We start from the raw sequence: 17,254 nt of genomic DNA, 5'->3' as shown, positions 1-17,254 counted from the left end.
GACTCGCTTTTTCATAGGTAAAATGCCTGTTGAATCTGTGTCGCCGTCTCTTCTGGACTTAAGTTCGTGTTATCGATCCGGAGATAATGCTCGACGTCTAATTCCCCTGGACGTGAGTTCAACCGATACATCGTCGCCGTCTGTTTCAGTTCCGCTTCGGACCAGGCAATATCGCGCTTCGACGGTTTATGCGTGAGGCGGTTCTCCGTCGTATTGCGCGCGAGGCGTTCCTCTATCTCGGCCTCGAGCTCGACGTAGTAAATGTCCGCCCCGTGTGACTCGAACAAGTCCGTCACCTTCTTCACGTAATCCCAGTCCTCCTGCATGTCGAACGCCCAGACGAACGTGAAAATCATGCCGGGTAAATCACTCTTGGCGACCGCCTCGAACAGTTCTTGGCGAAAGTGTTGGACGAGTCGCTTCCCTTCAGGCGTCCCGTAATTGAAGAACGGTCCGACGAGGTCGATCGTCATATGGTTGTGGAATAATTTCAGTCCGGTTTTATCGGCGAGCGCCTGACCGACCGTCATCTTGCCGACGGCTTGCGGACCGAATAAGATGATAAATTTCATTGGATTTCCCCCTATACCTTTTGATGATTCTATCATGAACGTTCGATCGTGGAACCCTCCAAAATTTTTGTTTACCTCTTTCCAAATGAAGGAATAAGCATAGCATCGAACTTTTTAGAAAGAAGGTGCCCCTGTGACTTGTCCCCACTGCGGAAAGAAGACACGATCGAAAACGGTCTGTCCGACGTGTGGCCGTCGCTCACGTCGCACGATTTGGTTATTTGCCACCCCATTCGCTATCGCACTCATTGCTTTTGTCACCTACATCGGACACGCCTATTTCACAGATATGTTACGTTCGACTGACTCGCTCGCAGACCAAGTCGACTTACGAATCGGCGAAGATACCGTTTCCGCTGATGAAGCGACACCCGTCGACTTCGATACGTTGCGAGAGAGCCTTTTCACCGTCAGTTACGGGACGGGATTTTTGGTGAGCTCACGCGATGTCGTCACGGCCGCCTCGAACGTGGCCGGTTTGACGAACATCATCATGTATCATGACGGAGTGGCCGTCTCCGGCACCGTCGTCGGTCGCACGAATCTGATTGCCGTCGTTCGCATCGAAGAGACAGAACATACACCATTCTTATTCACGCAAGCCATCGCCGCGGAGGACGAGACGCTGACGACGCTGACGATGAAAGAACGAATCAACGGCACAGTCACTTTTGCTGAGAACGGCTATATTCGGAACTTTGATTTGCCACGTCATGGGTATGGTAGTCCGCTCCTTTCGGCATCCGGGCGAATCGTTGCCATCCATTTACGTGGAATCGCATTGCCGACCGCATTATTTGAACGGGACGTTCGAACATTCATTGAAAAAGATGCGCCGGCTCCACCACCGGTCGAACTTGCACCGGTTGAGCCCGTCACGCCTGACTTGACCGACGAACCTGTCTATATTCCACAAACGCCAAGCGTTCCAGAGACTTCACCCGAATCACCGCCTATCACTGAACCGGAAGTCCCGGTTGAGGAAGAAGTCGAAGAAGAGGTCGTGGAAGAAATGGAACCGACGACATCTGAAGTGACGCCGGAAGAACCTGCGGAACCACCGAGTGAACCAGAGGAACCGACGGATCCACCAGAAACGGAAGATCCGATCGAAGACGATCCTCCTGTAACGGAACCAGAGGAACCGACCGAGCCGGAAGAGCCAGCGGAGCCGGAAGAACCGACGACGCTCGAACCAAGTGGTGAGGAAGATTCGATTATCGAAGACACTCCGGAAGATCCGATTGAAGAAGAAAACGACACAAGCACCCCATCTGAATGATGGAGTGCTTGTTATTCGTCGCGTGTGAAACGTCGTTGGAGATTGCCGAGCACCGCACCGAGTCCGAGAAGCAGAATCGACAGTGCCCAAAACGGGAGCGCATCTTGCAACAACCAGACGACGAGAGCACTGAAGCCGATGACGGCTCCGAGCCACAAAAAATTCCGTTGTCCCATGTCGTTCACCTCGTCCCCATCATAACACATCGACCCGACGCGCCGTCGCTTGCGGTGGCAAGGAACGCGTCATTTGCTCATCATGCTCGACTCTTACAGATTGACCGACGAGAAACGGCTTCTCTTCAGAAAAGTGTTCCTCCAGATGAAACACGATCCCATCAAACGGATCTGCCTCTCGAGTCGGAGTGACCCTGATTTTCCCATCCATCACCTCTGCGATATACCCTGTGAACGTCGCCATGTCATCCCCTCCTTCCCGGCTATACTTTTCATTTCCCGTTTTTGCAAAAGATGCTACTCCCTCGTTTCGAGAACAAGTATAATAGAGCGACACCAGTACTTGTGAGGAGGACACCGTATGACACAAACCATCGATATACACACCCCAGAGTTCCAACGCACATTCCTTGAGATGATGCTCCTCGCAGAATTGACTGACGAGTATAACGTTGCAGCAATCGATGCATTAGCGACACGTGGCGAGACCGCCTTTCCGAATGATCCATTCTTTCCTGCTATGCGCGCGTATCCACATATCCGTGATGGTAACATCGCAAAAGCCAAACAATGGCTCGATACAGCAAGCGAACTTGGTGATCATTATATCCTTCACATGCTGAACGGCATCGTCAGTGAAGATACGGGATTCACGTTCGAGGCAGAACAACATTTCATTCGTGGTGTCGAGCTCTATCCGGACGTACCGATCATGCACCGTGCTATCGCGATTCATTACTTTGACCGAAAATTCTACGGAGAAGCCGGGCTGCACGTCATGCATTATGTCCGACTTGCCGGATTAGGTCCTGATACGGTACCCATGCTTCTCGAATTTTTCCAAGTATACGATGATATCCCCCTCGACATGGTCGATGAACTCATGAAAACGGCGAGTGGCTATTTGAACGCCAACCCACATAATCCACACGCCCATTCTTTATATGCCGCCATCTGCAGCCAGCGCTTTGCTGCCCTCTCAGCCGAGCTCGCAGACGAAGACCCGCTCACTGAAGAGATGATTTGGATGCTACTCGAAGTCGAGAACCACGGGATGTGGAGTGCGACCTATGACAAAAGTGAGGGACATATGTTCCGTCATATGTTCGCAGAATACGTCAACAACGTCGTCCTTCCGAATACGTCACAACTCTATGTATGGCGCCTTCGGATTCGGTACTGGACACGTCGTTTGACCCACCGCTTCACAGGTGGTTACTCTGTACCGACGTCATAAAAAACATCACGCCAGCACGGCGTGATGTTTTTGTTTATCCGGCATACGGTTTAATCGGTCCGCGTAGGCTGAACGAATAATCCTCGGGGTCGACAATCCCGACGACTTCGTCCCCTTCAAGCAAGTCATATAAGAACTCTGCCATCTCGCGCGCCGTGTGATACTTCGCGACGTTCTCGCTGTAGTCGAATCCTTCCGTATCGCGTGCCCGGTCGGCGAAACTCGTCTCCGTTGCAGCCGGTGCGAGCACTTTTGCTCGAAGTTTGGCACCATTCTGCTTCAATTCCTGTGCGAGCCCTTCCGTATATGCACTCACATAAAACTTCGTCGCACAATATGTGACCGAGTTCGGGACGATGCGATATCCCCCGACAGACGACACGTTCAACAGTTGCGCCCCTTCGACGTCGTGATAGTCCCGGACATATAGGCTAGACAAGACGGTGAGCGCCTCGATGTTCAAACGAATCATGTTTTCAATCTTACCTAAATCCACATCTTTGATTTGTCCGGCATCCCCAAACCCAGCGTTGTTGACCCACGTCTCGATATCGAGGTCCGCGAGCGATTCATAGAGACCGTAGACGTTCTCGCTGTAAGACAGATCGGTCGATTTGATGATGACGTCGCAATCAGGCGAGATGGATTTGATCTCATCACGCAGCGACTCGAGCTCTTCTTTTCGTCTTGCGACGAGCACGAGCGACTTTCCTTTTTCGGCGAGCAGTTTCGCTGCTTCATACCCGATTCCTGAACTGGCTCCTGTAATGACCGTATACTTCATATGATCCACTCCTTTTTGTCGTTTACCTTGTTGTTCATTCCCTACTTTCTGGATGGCGAATCGTTTCGATGTGAATATAAAAGTCCTGACTCCGAAGAGACAGGACTTTGGTGAAACACCTTATTTTTTAATACAGCACCTTTCGATTTCAGATGCGAGCTGAGAAATTTCGATTGGTGTTTTCGCCGGACGAACACAAAACAGAATGGCTTCTGTCTCATCTAATCTCAGTTTATATCCGTTTCGGGTCAAAAATAACTGTAACGCAGCGTATGCCGTCCGTTTATTCACTATCAAAAAACGGTGGTTTTTTGATTATGATAAGTATGTTAGAACATTTGAGTCATTACCTCCATGTTGCAACCATTTAAGTCGTGAACCGTCCAATCAACGTCTGCAGGTCACTCGTCATATTGCCGAGCGACTCGGCGACCCCGTTCAACTCTTGGATCATGGCGAGTTGGGAATCAGCCGTCTCGCCGACCGTACGCATCGTGTCAGCCATCCCTTCACTGTCTTGTGACATTTGAAGAGAAGATGTTGCGACTTGTCTCGTTGTCTCCGCAATTTCATGCGAAGCGATACGAATGTGTGACGTATTGTCGACCGATGTCTCGAGCTGCCTTACGATCTGTTCGAACGCACGTGTCGCCCGTTCGAGCAACAACGTGTTCGTCTCGACGCGTTTCGCACTGACGACGTGTTGGTCGAGGACGGCATTCGATTGTGCTTGAATCGACTCGATTAACCCGGCGATTTGTGTCGCCGACTGCTTCGACTGCTCGGCAAGTTTACGTACTTCTTCTGCGACGACGGCGAAGCCTTTCCCTTGTTCGCCGGCACGTGCCGCTTCGATGGCCGCATTCAATGCCAATAAGTTCGTCTGGTCCGTGATCGATTGGATGACCTCGGTAATAAGGGCGATCTCATCGGACTGTTGCTTCAGTTCCGAAATCGATTCTCCTGTCAGACGTGTCTCCCGTTCCAGTGCGAGCACTTCGTCTTTCGCCTGGGTCATCGTCGCGCCCCCTTCTTCGGCTAGCTTCAAACTCTGTGATACGTCATCGTCAATCGAGCCGATTGAACCGGCAATCCGACCAATCCCTTCATCTGCAGCAGCTACAGCTTGAGACGTTCCTGTCGCTTCTTTAGCTTGCGCGACCGTGTCTTCCACGACACGATCGATGAGACGTGTCGTCTCCTCTGTCTGCGAGGCCATCTCTTCCGTGCTCGCGTACAGTTCTTCCGACTGCGCTGTGATTTCTTGTGCGTTTTGTGTGACTCGTTCAATGAGTTCGCGCAAGTTGCCTTTCATGCGATTGAAGCCGGTCATCAATTGCCCGACTTCGTCTTGCGTGTAAACCATTAAATCATTTCCTGTCAAATCTCCCTGGGCCACAATGTCCACTTGTTTCGCTAACTGACGAAGCGGTCGCGTCACCATGACGTACAATCCATATCCGGCTAGTGTCGTCATGACAAATATAACGATTGCTATGATTGCCGCATAATACAGCGCTTTGTCACTATACTGTTCAAGTTCGTCCTTTTTCGTCAGCATGTCAGCTGCTGTACTTTCTTGAATCATTTCACCTTGCTCAGTGATGAAAACAGTAACATCCGGCATTTCTTCAAGTCCGAGACGATCCACCTCTCTTTCGTTCCCGGCATCGATCGCCGCTACGAGTTCTTCTGATAGTTCGTCGTAGTTAAGAGCAAACTCAAGAAGTTTTTCAAAGGATTCTTTCTCTTTTTTCGAGTTTGCCAATGTAATCAACTCACGTAATGCCGCTTCTTTTCCGGTCGAGCCCAATCGTTCTTTGTCTAAATGAGACGAATCCTGATTTAACATGTACCCTCTCAACCCGTAAGCTTGACGTGTCATTCCGAGTGATAGTGCGTCAGCCGCTTTCATTCGCATAACATCTTTTGCAATCATTTCTTCGTACCGGCTTGTTGCATTGTGAAGTGACGACAAATTGTATAACATTCCGAAAGCCACTAAAACTAAAACCATTCCAACAGCGCCCAACAACTTTTGGGTTAACGTCAATTTTTTTGCGATTTTTTTCACTACTTTCGAGGAACAAGTCCTCTTTCACCTCTTTTTCTCTCTATGATGATGTGTTGCTCTTTTTTTATCGGACGAGACCGCCTAATTTGTACCAACAATTTGAAATCATCTAACACATTGACCCCTTATTAAAAAATCTGAACTGTAAATGTTTCAAAAAATTCATAAAAAAAGAACCAGACATCTGCCTGGTTCTGAGACTTGCTTATAGCTTGAATTGTGCCACACGATTCGATAGTTCTGTCGCGCGTTTCTCAGTTTCATTCATCTTCGTTTGCACATCATTGAAGCGCTCAACCGATAGTTGAACTTTCTCCGAAATGGACTGCGTCCCGTCCGCACCTTCTGTCACGGTCGTTGCCACTTCCTGTATCACACCGAGAATGTTGTCCGTCATGTGACGAAGTTGAAGGGCATTGCCTTCAAACGTCTTCGCCGTCTCACCGAATACCGTCGCGTCCTGTTCATATTGCGTCGCAGCATCTTCGAGACGATCGTAGTCTGCCATGACTTTCGTGTTCAAGAAGGTCAACATGTCCTCCGAACTCGTATTGAGTCGTTCGACCGAATCGATGACGGTGTTCGATACGTCACGAATCTCGTTGACCGTCTGACGTGAGTTCTCCGCAAGTTTACGAATTTCCGATGCGACGACCGCAAATCCGCGTCCGGCATCTCCTGCCCGTGCCGCTTCAATCGACGCGTTCAGTGCGAGTAAGTTCGTCTGGTCGGCGATTGTAAGAATGGCCGTCGTCAAGACGCGAATCTCTTCGACCGATTGGGCCCCTTTAATAGCTTCCGCGAGCTCGACTTGTTTCTTCTCAATGATGGTCACAGCCTCTGTCTTCGAGACGACGGCTTGTTCCCGCATCTCGTGCGCCCGTGTCTCGACACGGTTCGCCGTATCGGCACTCTCATTCGATAAGTCGACGATGGAGTCAATCGAACTGCCCATCTCTGTCGTCGAAGCACTCATTTCTTGAGAAGAGGCCGCCGTCTCTTCCATGCCTGCCGTCAATTCTTCGACCGTTCCAGACGTCTCTTCCATATAGTGACTGAGTTGTGTCACTTCGGCGGATACGTCTTTAGAAGACGAGAGAACGACTTTCGCCGTCTCATCGACATCGATCATGATTTCACGAAGTGTACCGAGGAACGTGTTGAACGAACGACTGACTTGTGCGATTTCGTCGTTTGACGTGACGGGAATCGTCATCGTCAAATCCCCACCTTGTGTCGCGAGTTCATCAAAGCGTGTCTGCAACGTTTGCATCGGTCGAATGATTGAACGTAACAAACTGAACCCTAAGAATAAGAGAATCGCCACGGCCCCGACCGTCACGGCAATCAACGCCATAAGGGACTGCATGAATTCTCGTTCCATGTTTTGACCGACACGTTGTGACCCTTCTGAGTTGTAGTCGACGAGATTGGCTAATTTTTGTGTGAAGTTATCATATGTCGATTGTGATTGAGCATCATAATATGAACGTGCCATCCCCGTGTTGCCTGTCGAACTGAATGTCAACATGTTGTCGGAGACGCGCTGATACATCTCCCATTGACGCGAGAAGTTATTAAACAGCTCTTTGTCCTCTGCGTTTACAGCACGTCCTTCATACTTCGGTGCAATCGTATTGATTTCATCACGAATCTCTTTCATCTGCGTCATGAGTTCTTCTTTCATCGTCGCATCATCTGAGACGATATGGTCGAGCTCGAGCGTTCTGTAGTTTGCGGCGAGCGTATTAAGTTCGTGAGCGTAATCGAGCCCTTTATTCCAGTTGTTGACGATGTCGTCCGCTTGACGGTTCGCGTCACTCATTGAAAATAGCGCGTAACCGCCGACGCCAATGACCATGACGAGTGAGATGAGGACGAGTCCCCATAACTTTTGACGAATCGTCAAATTCTTTCCAATATTCGGTCCGAAAGATGTCGTGCGTTCACGCTTCTCTCTACGCTTCCATTTGAGTGTCGGTTTCCACGTCCATGTCGGTTTTCGTTTGATCCGGCTGAGTGCCTTAGACCATGTTGATTTCCATGCCATCTATGTATTCCCCTCTCAATCATGCAGTATTTTCTATACTATCGACAATTTTCAGAAAATAATGAAGGGAATTGACCAAACTTAAAAAAGGTGACTCAAAACTGCAAGAGTCACCTTCCACTTGATTATTTCACGCTCAACACTGTTTGCGTGCCTTCAATCATCTTGATTTCGGTCCATTCCATCACATTTTTCGCGAGCGGATCGTTAGCGACCATGAAGTCGGCGAGTGCCTCTACTTTTTGAGCGTCGATCGGTTGCTCTACGTTGTTCAAGCGGAAACGTACGACTTTATGGAATGCATCTAAAAATGAGATTTCAAGTTTTGTGTCAGTCATGGGTTATTCTCCTCCTTGGGGTATGGGTTAAACTAAATCGTATTCACGGACGATGCCGAGGTCCGCGTCCTCTTGAATGACAAGGTCGATTAAAAGACGACCAAACGCGTCAATCGTATCTGCCGTAAGGTCGGCACGAATCGGGCCGAACCGTTGTGCTTTTTTCGTCGGTTTTGCTGTTTCTAAGTCATGATGCGTCGTCAAGACGAACGTTGCTTTCTTCTCTGTTAAGACAGCCATGGGGGGATGGCTCCTTTCAATAGGGGATTAGGTTTCTGATACGTTCGAGGTACCCATTCGCTCGAGCAGCTGGATCATGCGATCGAGCTTCGTCTCAATCCGATGAAGCAAATAGAGCGAGACGACGATAGGGAACCCGAGATTTGAGATGAGTTCAGGCCAACTCATGTGACCACCTGCTCATCATGCCGAGGATCATCGACGGGATGTGTGAGGTTGTTCATAAGTCCTCCGTGTTAATACACTAAAAATTCCTGGGCCACGACATAGTTGACGGATTCGACATCAATTAGTGCCGTAATCAGGTCACCAAACTGTTTTATCCGTGCTTCATCCATTCGACTGCCTAGCGGTCCGTAGCGAACGAGTTGCTTTTTCTCTTTGCCGTCGACTTGTCGCCGGGTGTCCAAATACAACATTTTCGCCGCTTCTCGATATATTGCCATTTGTCTCACCTCCTTCGCCCTTATTAACCGCTTTCATCATGAAAGTGCTCATTCTATTTTTATATAGCATTGAATGACCATAGTCCTAAATCGTCTGAATTTTTATTCATTTTTCAAATTTTGACTGCTTTGCTTGAGTTTTCATACCAATTAGGGTATCTTAATGTTCGGCAGATAACGTTCAAAAATACGTCAAAAGTCCCACGAATCATTTCCCCACTTTGAAAAAACTGTAAGTTAAAATCTTGTAAATGGGGTACGATACGTAGGAGGACATTTTTGAAATGACCAGTCAGTCTTGAAGAAGGAGACGCATACTATGAACAGCTTAGACCTCGCAAGCACCACCACTAGTCCTTCCGCTCAACACGACTTCGACCAATCCGACCTGACGTTTTCAGCGACCGAATGGGATACATACCGACCGGAACAAGGAAAACCAATTTCGTATAAAGAACAACATCTGATCGTTTATCCGCTCAAAGAATTGAGTCGGGCCTTCAGTGTGGCCGGCATCCCGCGTAGCCAACAGCAGTTGATCAAATGGGAGACAGATGGCGTCTTGCCACCTACCCCGTTCACGTTCGGCCGAAAACGATTCTATACGGAAAATCAGATTCGTACCATTGTCGACGTCGCATTGGAGTGCGGATTGCGCCCACGGACACATGTAAAGAAAACAAATTTTTCTGAATTGGCGCATCATGAATTAACGTACATATTAAAGCTCGAACTAAATGCTTATGAGGCGCCTGTCGTATGAGCAGGCAAAAGCCATCCGCCATGATGCTCATGACGAATGGCTTTTTACTTACTTTTCGGTAATCGATTGCGGTACGTCCGCACGGGACACTTCCTCATACGACGTGACCGTGTCCCCGTCCTTGACGTATAAACGTAAGTAGGCCCCTTCCCGAAGCTCTTTCATAGCCGTAAAGGTGACTTCCTTCGACTTCCCCTCTGACGAAAAGGCAGGCTGAGTGTACACGTATCGCTTCATCACCTCACCATTTTCGAGCGTCGTCTCTTCAATGTCTGTCGCCCCTTTAATTTCAACGAAAAGGGTGTCCTTCCCAATTCGATTCCAATCCACCTTCGTCAATCCGACCATCAATACAATCGAAACAATTGCAATTCCAATCCATTTTTTCATAATTTTCTCTCCTTATCGAATCGCCGTCATGAAGCGGCGAACCGTGATGCCATAGTAGATTGCATAAATCGCAGTATAGACGCCCATCCACACGAGGACCGGTATCGTGAAATTCATGCTCAACAAGTTAGAAAACGCGATGAGCGCCACGGTCGCATGCAGAATCCCGAGAGCGAACGGGGCGAGGAAGACAACGATGATCTGTTGGCGCACCGTCCGGCGCACATCCCGATCGGATATCCCGATTTTCTGTAAAATCGCATACTTCGACCGATCATCCTCTGCCTCCGTCATCGTCTTGAAGTAGATGACGCTGCCTGTCGCGACAAGGAAGACGAGTCCAAGGAATGTCCCGACAAAGAGAAGCGCCCCGTTCATCGCCATCGTCTCGGCGTACACGTCCGGTGCACTCGAGAACGATTCGAGACCGAGTTTCGTTAGACGTTCGGACTGGTCACGCTGATCCTTGAACGACTCCGTGAGGGCGACGTGATACGTCTCGCTCGGTTCCGTCATCGTCTTGAACATGTCGTTTGCGACGACGAGGAACGACCCGCCGAACGTCATCACGTTGAGCGGCGAATCTTCAAGGCGCGTTGTCACGTCAACCGTTTGTCCTGACAGTTCTGCCGATTCGAGATCTTCCGAATAACGTTCGTCATAGAACGGGTCGACCCATACGACCTCACCCTGTTTGAACGGGGCCGGCTCTGCTTCTCCGAGACCTTGAAGGAGATGCCGGTATGTCGACTCATCGATGACCCCGAGCTCACGCTCTCCGTACTGCGCTTCCGTCCGAATCGTCTTCTGTTCGACGCTTGATTCGAACGTCGCTCCATCCACCTCGACCGCATCCCCTTTCCAGGCGTACGTGTATGGTGTATACGACGACACATTTTCTTCCGCATAATAGTAGACACTGAAGATGGCCCCGCCTGCCGTGATCGCTGTCGCACTGATGATGCTGATCAACGTGAGCGTTTTTGCGTTCCCGCGGATGCGATATAGAAGCTGTGACGTCGTCAACAAGTTGAGCCGTTTCCATGACCAGCGCTCCTTCCCTTTCAACCACGTCAATCCGAAGATCAAGACACTATGGAAGAGAAGCGCCGATCCGATGACACTCAATCCGATGATGAGAAGCGGCATCGCGAGTCCGAGCATTTTCCAAAGGGATGACGTCATCAAATCCTGAAGCGCGAGCCAATACGCCACTCCAATCGCGAGCACACCTGTGAGAGCGACCCACCCTTTCGCCGTCGGGACGCCTTCCCCACTCTTGTCCGCATGGAACAAGTCAATCAACTTGAAACGATAGATGACCCGATAACCTTGGAACGAAGTGAAGAGGAAGATGGCAAGAAAGACGAGGAACGTCTCGATAAATGCCGACGCCGAGAAGGCGAAGCCGATATTCAAGTCACTGTCCATCAATCGCATCAATAGTTGTAAGAGCACATTCGACCCGAACAGCCCGAGAATGATGCCGACGACCAAGGACACCGCTCCGATGACGATGTTCTCAAACAAGAGCAACAGCCCGATTTGTTTCTTTCGGACACCGAGAAGTGAGTAGAGTCCCACTTCCCGTTTCCGTCCCCTTAGGAAAAATGCGTTCGAATAGGCGATAAAGAGGGCGACGAACAGCATCAGGATGAACGTCGATGTGCTCATCAATCCGCTGATCTTTTGTGATGTCTCCGCAAGCGCACTGATCTCATGACTGTGCTTCAGTGTCGCGAACGTGAAGTAGATGACGATGGAAAAGATGGTCGTCCCAACGTAGAGTGCGTATCGCGACAGATTACGCGCGACGTTTTTCTTCGCGAGCTCAAATAGCGTCATCGACCGCACCGCCTTTCGCGAGCTCCTCGAGGATTGATTGGTAGAATGCGTCCCGCGAGGCGTTGCCGCGAATGAGTTCTTTTTTCAACCGACCGTCTTGAATATAGAGGACACGGCGACAGAAACTTGCCGCGAAGGCGTCATGCGTCACCATCATGATTGTCGTCTCCGCCTCGTTCAAACGGGCGAGGGTGTCTAATAAATCGGTCGCCGACTTCGAGTCGAGCGCGCCGGTCGGTTCATCGGCAAAAATCAGTTTCGGGTCTGAAATGAGCGCCCGACAGACGGCCGTACGCTGTTTCTGTCCGCCTGAGATTTGGTACGGGTACTGCTCGAGGATCGCTTCGAGTCCGAACCGTTTCGCCAACCGTTCAACTTTTTCACGTGTCTCCTGGACCGGCGTCTTTGAAACGGCGAGCGGGAGCAACATGTTTTCCCGTACCGTCAACGAGTCAAGCAGGTTGTAGTCCTGAAAAATGAAGCCGAGATGATCACGCCGAAAATCGGCGAGTGCCTCCTCGTTCATCGATGCGATGTCGTCTCCTTCAACTAAAATCTCGCCTGACGTCGGCGTATCGATTGTCGCGAGGACGTTGAGTAACGTTGACTTCCCCGCTCCGGACGGTCCCATGATTCCGACGAATTCACCGTGTTCGATTGTGAACGAAACGTCATCGAGCGCCCGAAACGTCGCATCCCCTTTCCCATATGTTTTTTGAATCGCTTTTACCTGTAATAATGTTTCCATGTTCAACACCTCTTTCTGATTTTTACATTACGCTCCCTGTCTTAACTTGAACTCACGCGTACCTTACAAAATCCTTAAGTGCTATTCTTATAGAGAGGTGATGAAGATGAAGCAACCAAGAATTCTGATCGTAGATGATGAACAAGACTTATGTATGTTGATTCAACGCGCGCTCGAGAAGGAAGGATTTCACGAAATCCGGACCGCCCATACGTTGAAGGACGGGTTTGACGCCTTCGAGACGTTCCGTCCACACTTGGCGATTTTAGACGTCATGCTGCCGGACGGGGAAGGCTATCAGCTCTGCCAACAGATGCGGGCGCACTCTACTATCCCGATCCTCTTCCTATCTGCCAAATCGGAAGAAGTCGATAAACTGCTCGGACTCGCCATCGGTGGGGATGATTACATCACGAAGCCGTTCAGTCCAAAAGAAGTGGCCTTCCGCGTGAAAGCACAGCTGCGACGGGTGTCGATGATGGAAGCACCGATGGAAGAGACGACCGTCGGACCCTTTCAAATGAATGAAGACGAGACGGAAGTGTATGTGAACGGGGTGAGATTAGAGTTGACGGCCAAAGAAGTCGGTCTCCTCGCCTGCTTTTTACGCAACCCGAACCGAATCCTGAGCAAGGAGACGCTTTTTACCCAAGTATGGGGCGAGTCGTTCTTCGGGTCGGACAATACCGTCATGGTCCACATCCGGCGTCTCCGTGAAAAAGTCGAACCGAATCCATCCGAGCCGACATATATCAAGACGGTCAAGGGACTTGGCTATCGGTTGACGGTGTAAGGAGCAGTCATGATGAAATGGAAACTGACCGGTCGTTATTTACTGTCGATTCTATTGATTGTCACACTCGTCGTCTTTTTGAACATTGCCATCTTGTTCGGTCTCCTCATCAATGATCGGACAGGACTTGACGATGTCGAAAGCAACTCAGGGGAAACATTCACTCGAAACTTCAGTACGTATCTTTCAATTGAGGACGGCGAACCTGTCGTGTCAGAGTCAGGGCGGAAGGCGCTCGAACAGTACGGCGCGTTTGTTCGTTTTTTAGATGAAACCGGACGTGTCGTCAGTGACGTCGATACTCCGAGCGGACTGCCTGACGCCTATTCACCAATCGAGCTGATTCAAATCTATAAATATATGGATGATGAGCTTCGACTTTACTTTATCGGAGAATATGAATCGTATAGCTATCTCATTGGTGTGCCCGAAGCGAGTGAGCGTCGAGCGTTATTCATGATTGATGAACAAGCGATTCTCTCGTATGTATCAAAGGCATTCCTTTGGATTCTTATCGTCGACCTGCTCGTCGCCGCCTTGATTGGCTTGTTGTTCAGCTCACGTTTGACACGTCCCGTCTACCGCTTGACCGAGCGGATTCAACAGCTGAAGCAACGCGACTTTTCGACCGCCGAACCGAAGCAATCTGGGATTTATCGTCCTGTCTTCTATGACTTGAATGCCGTCTCACAGACGCTCAAAACGTACGAACGTCAGCGCGAAGAACTCGATGAACGTCGAAAAGAATGGATGAGCAACGTGTCTCACGATTTGTTGACCCCACTCGCATCCATTCAAGGGTACGCCGAACTGCTCGACGATGATTCGCTAGACGACACCGAGCGCAGACAATACGCGCACGTGATCGAGCGTCAGGCCAAATATATGAAGGAACTGCTCGACGATTTCAATTTGACGATGCGTCTGCAGCACGGCGACTTTCCGCTTACCCTCGAAGAGACAAGACTCGAGCCGTTCGTCCGTGAACTCGTGATCGATGTGTTGAATGATCCTCGCTTCAGTGAACGTCACATCGAATTTGAGTCGACCGAGTCAGGGTCCGTGTCACTCGACCGGCACTTTATGAAACGTGCCCTACTCAACTTCTTGTATAACGCCCTGCTCCACAACGACGATTTGGTCATCGTGACCGTTCGAGTCGAAGGCGATATCATGACGATTACAGACAATGGTAATGGAATCGCTGAATCTGATTTACCTTATATTTTTGAACGCTATTACCGGGGCACGAATACGGACGATGCGCGCGGAAGCGGTCTCGGCATGGCCATCTCGCGGGACATCATCGAAGCCCACGGTGGGAAGGTCGAGGTCGATAGTGAACAAGAAAGAGGCACAACGATTCGAATCACATTTACTCCATAACAAAAAGGGACGCTCAGGCGTCCCTTGTCTGTGTCGTATAGCTAGCAATCCATGTTTCAAGTTCTTGAAGCGGCAACGGTCTAGAGAAATAGTACCCTTGCATCTCGTCACAGCCGAGTCCACGTAATGCGTTCCACTGTTCAAGCGTTTCGACGCCTTCACAAACCGTCTTCAAGTTCAATCCGCGTGCTAAGTCGACGATGGATTCAACGATGACGTTCCCGGTCGGGTCGTTCTCTGTCACTTGAATGAACTGTCGATCGATTTTGATCTCATGAATCGGATAGTGCTTCAAGTAGACGAATGCTGAGAACCCGGTCCCGAAGTCATCGATGGAAATGGAAAATCCTTCTTCCCGGAAGGCGATGAAACGGTCGATGACGTGTTGCTGGTTTTCCATCCCAACGCTCTCTGTAATCTCAAGAGTCATATAACTCGTACAGATTCCTTCTTCACGTGCGATTTGGGCAAATTTTTCGACGACCCCTTCAGATAAGAAATGACGCGCCGATAAGTTGAGCGCAAGCTCGTAGCGGTCTCCACGATTATGCCACTGTTTGAGCTGGCGACAGGCCGTTACGAACGCCCATTCTTCTAGGTCAATGATGATCCCCGTCGATTCGGCGAGCGGAATGAAGTCGAGTGGCGGGACGAGACCACGCTCCGGATGATTCCAGCGCATCAATCCTTCGAACCCTTTCAATTTTCCAGAATCAGCAATAACTTTTGGTTGATAATATAATTCAAACTGTTCTGACAGGACTCCCAATCGTAGGTTCATCTCTAGCCTTAGGCGATCTGATGCTTTCTGTGCCATCTCCTCTTCAAAAAACGCAATGACTCCCCGCTTCCCATTCGATTGACCCGCAACAACCCGAGTTGTATGAATCATGTCTAATGTGGAGCGACCTTCAATTTCGATCGAGATGAACGCGCTCGTCGTCAACACAACATCTAATTCATTAATTCGATACGGGAGACGTGTCACTTGCTCACATAAGTGTTCCGCAAGCGTATGCACTTTCCTCCGTTCCCCGTAAGGAATCCAAATGACAAATCCAGATTGAGACGTTCGAGCCATTCGAGACTCATCGACCACCTTGCGCAATCGACTCGCCATTTCTTTGACAATCAAATCAGACGCTTCAGAACCGATAGCATCTTCAATCGATCGAAAATCATCGGCTCGAATATAAAGAACAGCACCGAGAAAACCTTCCGTATGAAGACGAAGTGAATCGATTTCATCGACAAACGCGTACTTATTCATCAATCCCGTTAATTCATCCGTATAGGCCAGTTGATGAAGATGTTCATCAACTAACTGACGGTCGAGTCGAAAGTAAAGGATTGCGATAAAGTCCGCAAGCGTGCTCACAATTAATTCTTCAAGATAGTTCCACTTCCGCGGTAAAAATGTTTCGCAACAAATCACACCTTTAGCGCGATTGTTCGCGTAAATCGGAGCATCGAGCATCGAGTGGATACGCTGACCTTCCACAAAATACTCTGTGTATAGTTCCTTCACCCACGGGTGACTTCGAACGTCCTCGAACATGAGGACCCGTTCTGTCTGAAGCGCCCCAAAATAGTCCGCTGCGAGTTCACGATGAACCGACAACTTCGGATAATGTGTACCTGATTCGTGAGAATAGGCGACTTGGCACGAAATGGATTGATATGATGTGTCAAAATGCCAAATTGACACTGTATCGACCGCCAGCATATCAGCGACGATCTCACACATATATCGAATCGCCTCCTGTACGGTTTTCTCGGTCACAATCGGCATTCTCACGAGTTCGAACAGTTTCTCTTGATGTTTACGATATGTTCGGTTTGAAAAGTTCTTCTCGATCATCAGTCTGCTACCTCACCAAATTTATTTTGACCTAATGATAGCATGAAACATCACACGTCACGTTTTCCAAAATTCAACAGAAAGTCAATACTTCCTCCTTTTTCGAATCCGTTAAATATCCATTTATACCCATTTATAAATTATTGACCTCCTTTTCAATAAAGGGACGTGAATTGACCTTTTGCCCCATTGCTTGCTCATTTCGTCTCACCGTACAATAAACTTGTATTGTCTCACTTGTTGAATGGTTTCATTCTCACTCTTTGAAA

The 17,254-nt window shown here is 49.3% G+C and carries 19 protein-coding genes and 1 pseudogene; 5 read left to right on the top strand and 15 right to left on the bottom strand.

The window, feature by feature from the left end; genetic code table 11:
• Positions 1-11: 11 nt before the first annotated feature.
• Positions 12-572 (bottom strand): AAA family ATPase, encoded by a 561-nt coding sequence (locus P400_RS0105480; protein WP_026825235.1) that lies wholly within the window; start codon positions 570-572, stop codon positions 12-14.
• Between the two features lie 133 nt (positions 573-705).
• Here P400_RS0105480 and P400_RS15335 point away from each other — a divergent pair, with 133 nt between their 5' ends.
• Positions 706-1,854 (top strand): serine protease family protein, encoded by a 1,149-nt coding sequence (locus tag P400_RS15335; RefSeq protein WP_051545945.1) that lies wholly within the window; start codon positions 706-708, stop codon positions 1,852-1,854.
• An 11-nt stretch (positions 1,855-1,865) separates the two neighbouring features.
• Here P400_RS15335 and P400_RS15720 read toward each other — a convergent pair whose 3' ends face one another.
• Both P400_RS15720 and P400_RS0105465 read right to left on the bottom strand, forming a co-directional pair.
• Positions 1,866-2,030: a hypothetical protein gene (locus P400_RS15720; protein ID WP_026825234.1), complete on the bottom strand. Its 165-nt coding sequence runs from the start codon at positions 2,028-2,030 to the stop codon at positions 1,866-1,868.
• Positions 2,031-2,049: 19 nt separating this feature from the next.
• The gene (locus P400_RS0105465; RefSeq protein ID WP_026825233.1) at positions 2,050-2,274 is read right to left on the bottom strand and encodes a hypothetical protein; all 225 of its coding nucleotides are present in this window, start codon (positions 2,272-2,274) and stop codon (positions 2,050-2,052) included.
• A 117-nt stretch (positions 2,275-2,391) separates the two neighbouring features.
• Here P400_RS0105465 and P400_RS0105460 point away from each other — a divergent pair, with 117 nt between their 5' ends.
• Positions 2,392-3,267 (top strand): hypothetical protein, encoded by an 876-nt coding sequence (locus P400_RS0105460; RefSeq protein ID WP_026825232.1) that lies wholly within the window; start codon positions 2,392-2,394, stop codon positions 3,265-3,267.
• A gap of 34 nt (positions 3,268-3,301) precedes the next feature.
• On the opposite strand, the gene P400_RS0105455 is transcribed toward P400_RS0105460, so the two are convergent.
• The 8 genes and pseudogenes from P400_RS0105455 to P400_RS0105425 all read right to left on the bottom strand — a co-directional run bounded on the left by P400_RS0105455 (position 3,302) and on the right by P400_RS0105425 (position 9,199).
• Positions 3,302-4,051: an SDR family NAD(P)-dependent oxidoreductase gene (locus P400_RS0105455; protein ID WP_026825231.1), complete on the bottom strand. Its 750-nt coding sequence runs from the start codon at positions 4,049-4,051 to the stop codon at positions 3,302-3,304.
• A gap of 120 nt (positions 4,052-4,171) precedes the next feature.
• Positions 4,172-4,351 (bottom strand): annotated as a pseudogene (locus tag P400_RS15900) (type II toxin-antitoxin system death-on-curing family toxin); the annotation flags it as partial.
• A 67-nt stretch (positions 4,352-4,418) separates the two neighbouring features.
• On the bottom strand, positions 4,419-6,041 hold the full coding sequence (locus tag P400_RS0105450; RefSeq protein WP_235181824.1) for a methyl-accepting chemotaxis protein: 1,623 nt from the start codon (positions 6,039-6,041) through the stop codon (positions 4,419-4,421).
• A gap of 289 nt (positions 6,042-6,330) precedes the next feature.
• Entirely contained in the window at positions 6,331-8,175 is a 1,845-nt protein-coding gene (locus tag P400_RS0105445) for a methyl-accepting chemotaxis protein (RefSeq protein WP_026825229.1), read from the bottom strand.
• Positions 8,176-8,300: 125 nt separating this feature from the next.
• The gene (locus tag P400_RS0105440; protein ID WP_026825228.1) at positions 8,301-8,513 is read right to left on the bottom strand and encodes a DUF2922 family protein; all 213 of its coding nucleotides are present in this window, start codon (positions 8,511-8,513) and stop codon (positions 8,301-8,303) included.
• Between the two features lie 27 nt (positions 8,514-8,540).
• Positions 8,541-8,753 carry a hypothetical protein gene (locus P400_RS0105435; protein WP_026825227.1) on the bottom strand — a complete coding sequence of 71 codons (213 nt, stop codon included), beginning with the start codon at positions 8,751-8,753 and terminating at the stop codon, positions 8,541-8,543.
• A 27-nt stretch (positions 8,754-8,780) separates the two neighbouring features.
• A complete protein-coding gene (locus tag P400_RS15500; protein ID WP_084483574.1) occupies positions 8,781-8,921 on the bottom strand; it encodes a YvrJ family protein in 141 nt (46 codons plus the stop codon).
• 68 nt (positions 8,922-8,989) lie between these two features.
• Positions 8,990-9,199, bottom strand: a complete 210-nt coding sequence (locus P400_RS0105425; protein ID WP_026825226.1) for a hypothetical protein — start codon at positions 9,197-9,199, stop codon at positions 8,990-8,992.
• A 319-nt stretch (positions 9,200-9,518) separates the two neighbouring features.
• Between P400_RS0105425 and P400_RS0105420 the strand changes: the two genes are divergently transcribed.
• Positions 9,519-9,962 carry a hypothetical protein gene (locus tag P400_RS0105420; RefSeq protein WP_026825225.1) on the top strand — a complete coding sequence of 148 codons (444 nt, stop codon included), beginning with the start codon at positions 9,519-9,521 and terminating at the stop codon, positions 9,960-9,962.
• 48 nt (positions 9,963-10,010) lie between these two features.
• Here the strand turns inward: P400_RS0105420 and P400_RS0105415 are convergent, their stop codons facing one another.
• From P400_RS0105415 to P400_RS0105405, 3 genes are read right to left on the bottom strand one after another with little or no spacing between them, the layout of a single operon-like run.
• Complete coding sequence (locus P400_RS0105415; protein WP_026825224.1) at positions 10,011-10,352, bottom strand: YxeA family protein; 342 nt, start codon at positions 10,350-10,352, stop codon at positions 10,011-10,013.
• A gap of 12 nt (positions 10,353-10,364) precedes the next feature.
• Entirely contained in the window at positions 10,365-12,197 is a 1,833-nt protein-coding gene (locus P400_RS0105410; RefSeq protein ID WP_026825223.1) for an FtsX-like permease family protein, read from the bottom strand.
• Positions 12,184-12,945: an ABC transporter ATP-binding protein gene (locus P400_RS0105405; RefSeq protein WP_026825222.1), complete on the bottom strand. Its 762-nt coding sequence runs from the start codon at positions 12,943-12,945 to the stop codon at positions 12,184-12,186. The genes P400_RS0105410 and P400_RS0105405 overlap by 14 nt, the downstream gene beginning before the upstream one ends.
• A 106-nt stretch (positions 12,946-13,051) precedes the next feature.
• On the opposite strand from P400_RS0105405, the gene P400_RS0105400 reads away from it, so the two are divergent.
• Positions 13,052-13,738: a response regulator transcription factor gene (locus P400_RS0105400; RefSeq protein WP_026825221.1), complete on the top strand. Its 687-nt coding sequence runs from the start codon at positions 13,052-13,054 to the stop codon at positions 13,736-13,738.
• 12 nt (positions 13,739-13,750) lie between these two features.
• Positions 13,751-15,124 carry a sensor histidine kinase gene (locus P400_RS0105395; protein ID WP_034770871.1) on the top strand — a complete coding sequence of 458 codons (1,374 nt, stop codon included), beginning with the start codon at positions 13,751-13,753 and terminating at the stop codon, positions 15,122-15,124.
• Positions 15,125-15,137: 13 nt separating this feature from the next.
• Here the strand turns inward: P400_RS0105395 and P400_RS0105390 are convergent, their stop codons facing one another.
• The gene (locus P400_RS0105390) at positions 15,138-16,985 is read right to left on the bottom strand and encodes a sensor domain-containing phosphodiesterase (protein ID WP_026825219.1); all 1,848 of its coding nucleotides are present in this window, start codon (positions 16,983-16,985) and stop codon (positions 15,138-15,140) included.
• Between the last annotated feature and the right edge of the window lie 269 nt (positions 16,986-17,254).

This window comes from Exiguobacterium marinum DSM 16307 (genome assembly GCF_000620845.1).
GTDB classification, from domain to species: domain Bacteria; phylum Bacillota; class Bacilli; order Exiguobacteriales; family Exiguobacteriaceae; genus Exiguobacterium; species Exiguobacterium marinum.
This window is presented reverse-complemented; position numbering and strand designations above follow the sequence as displayed.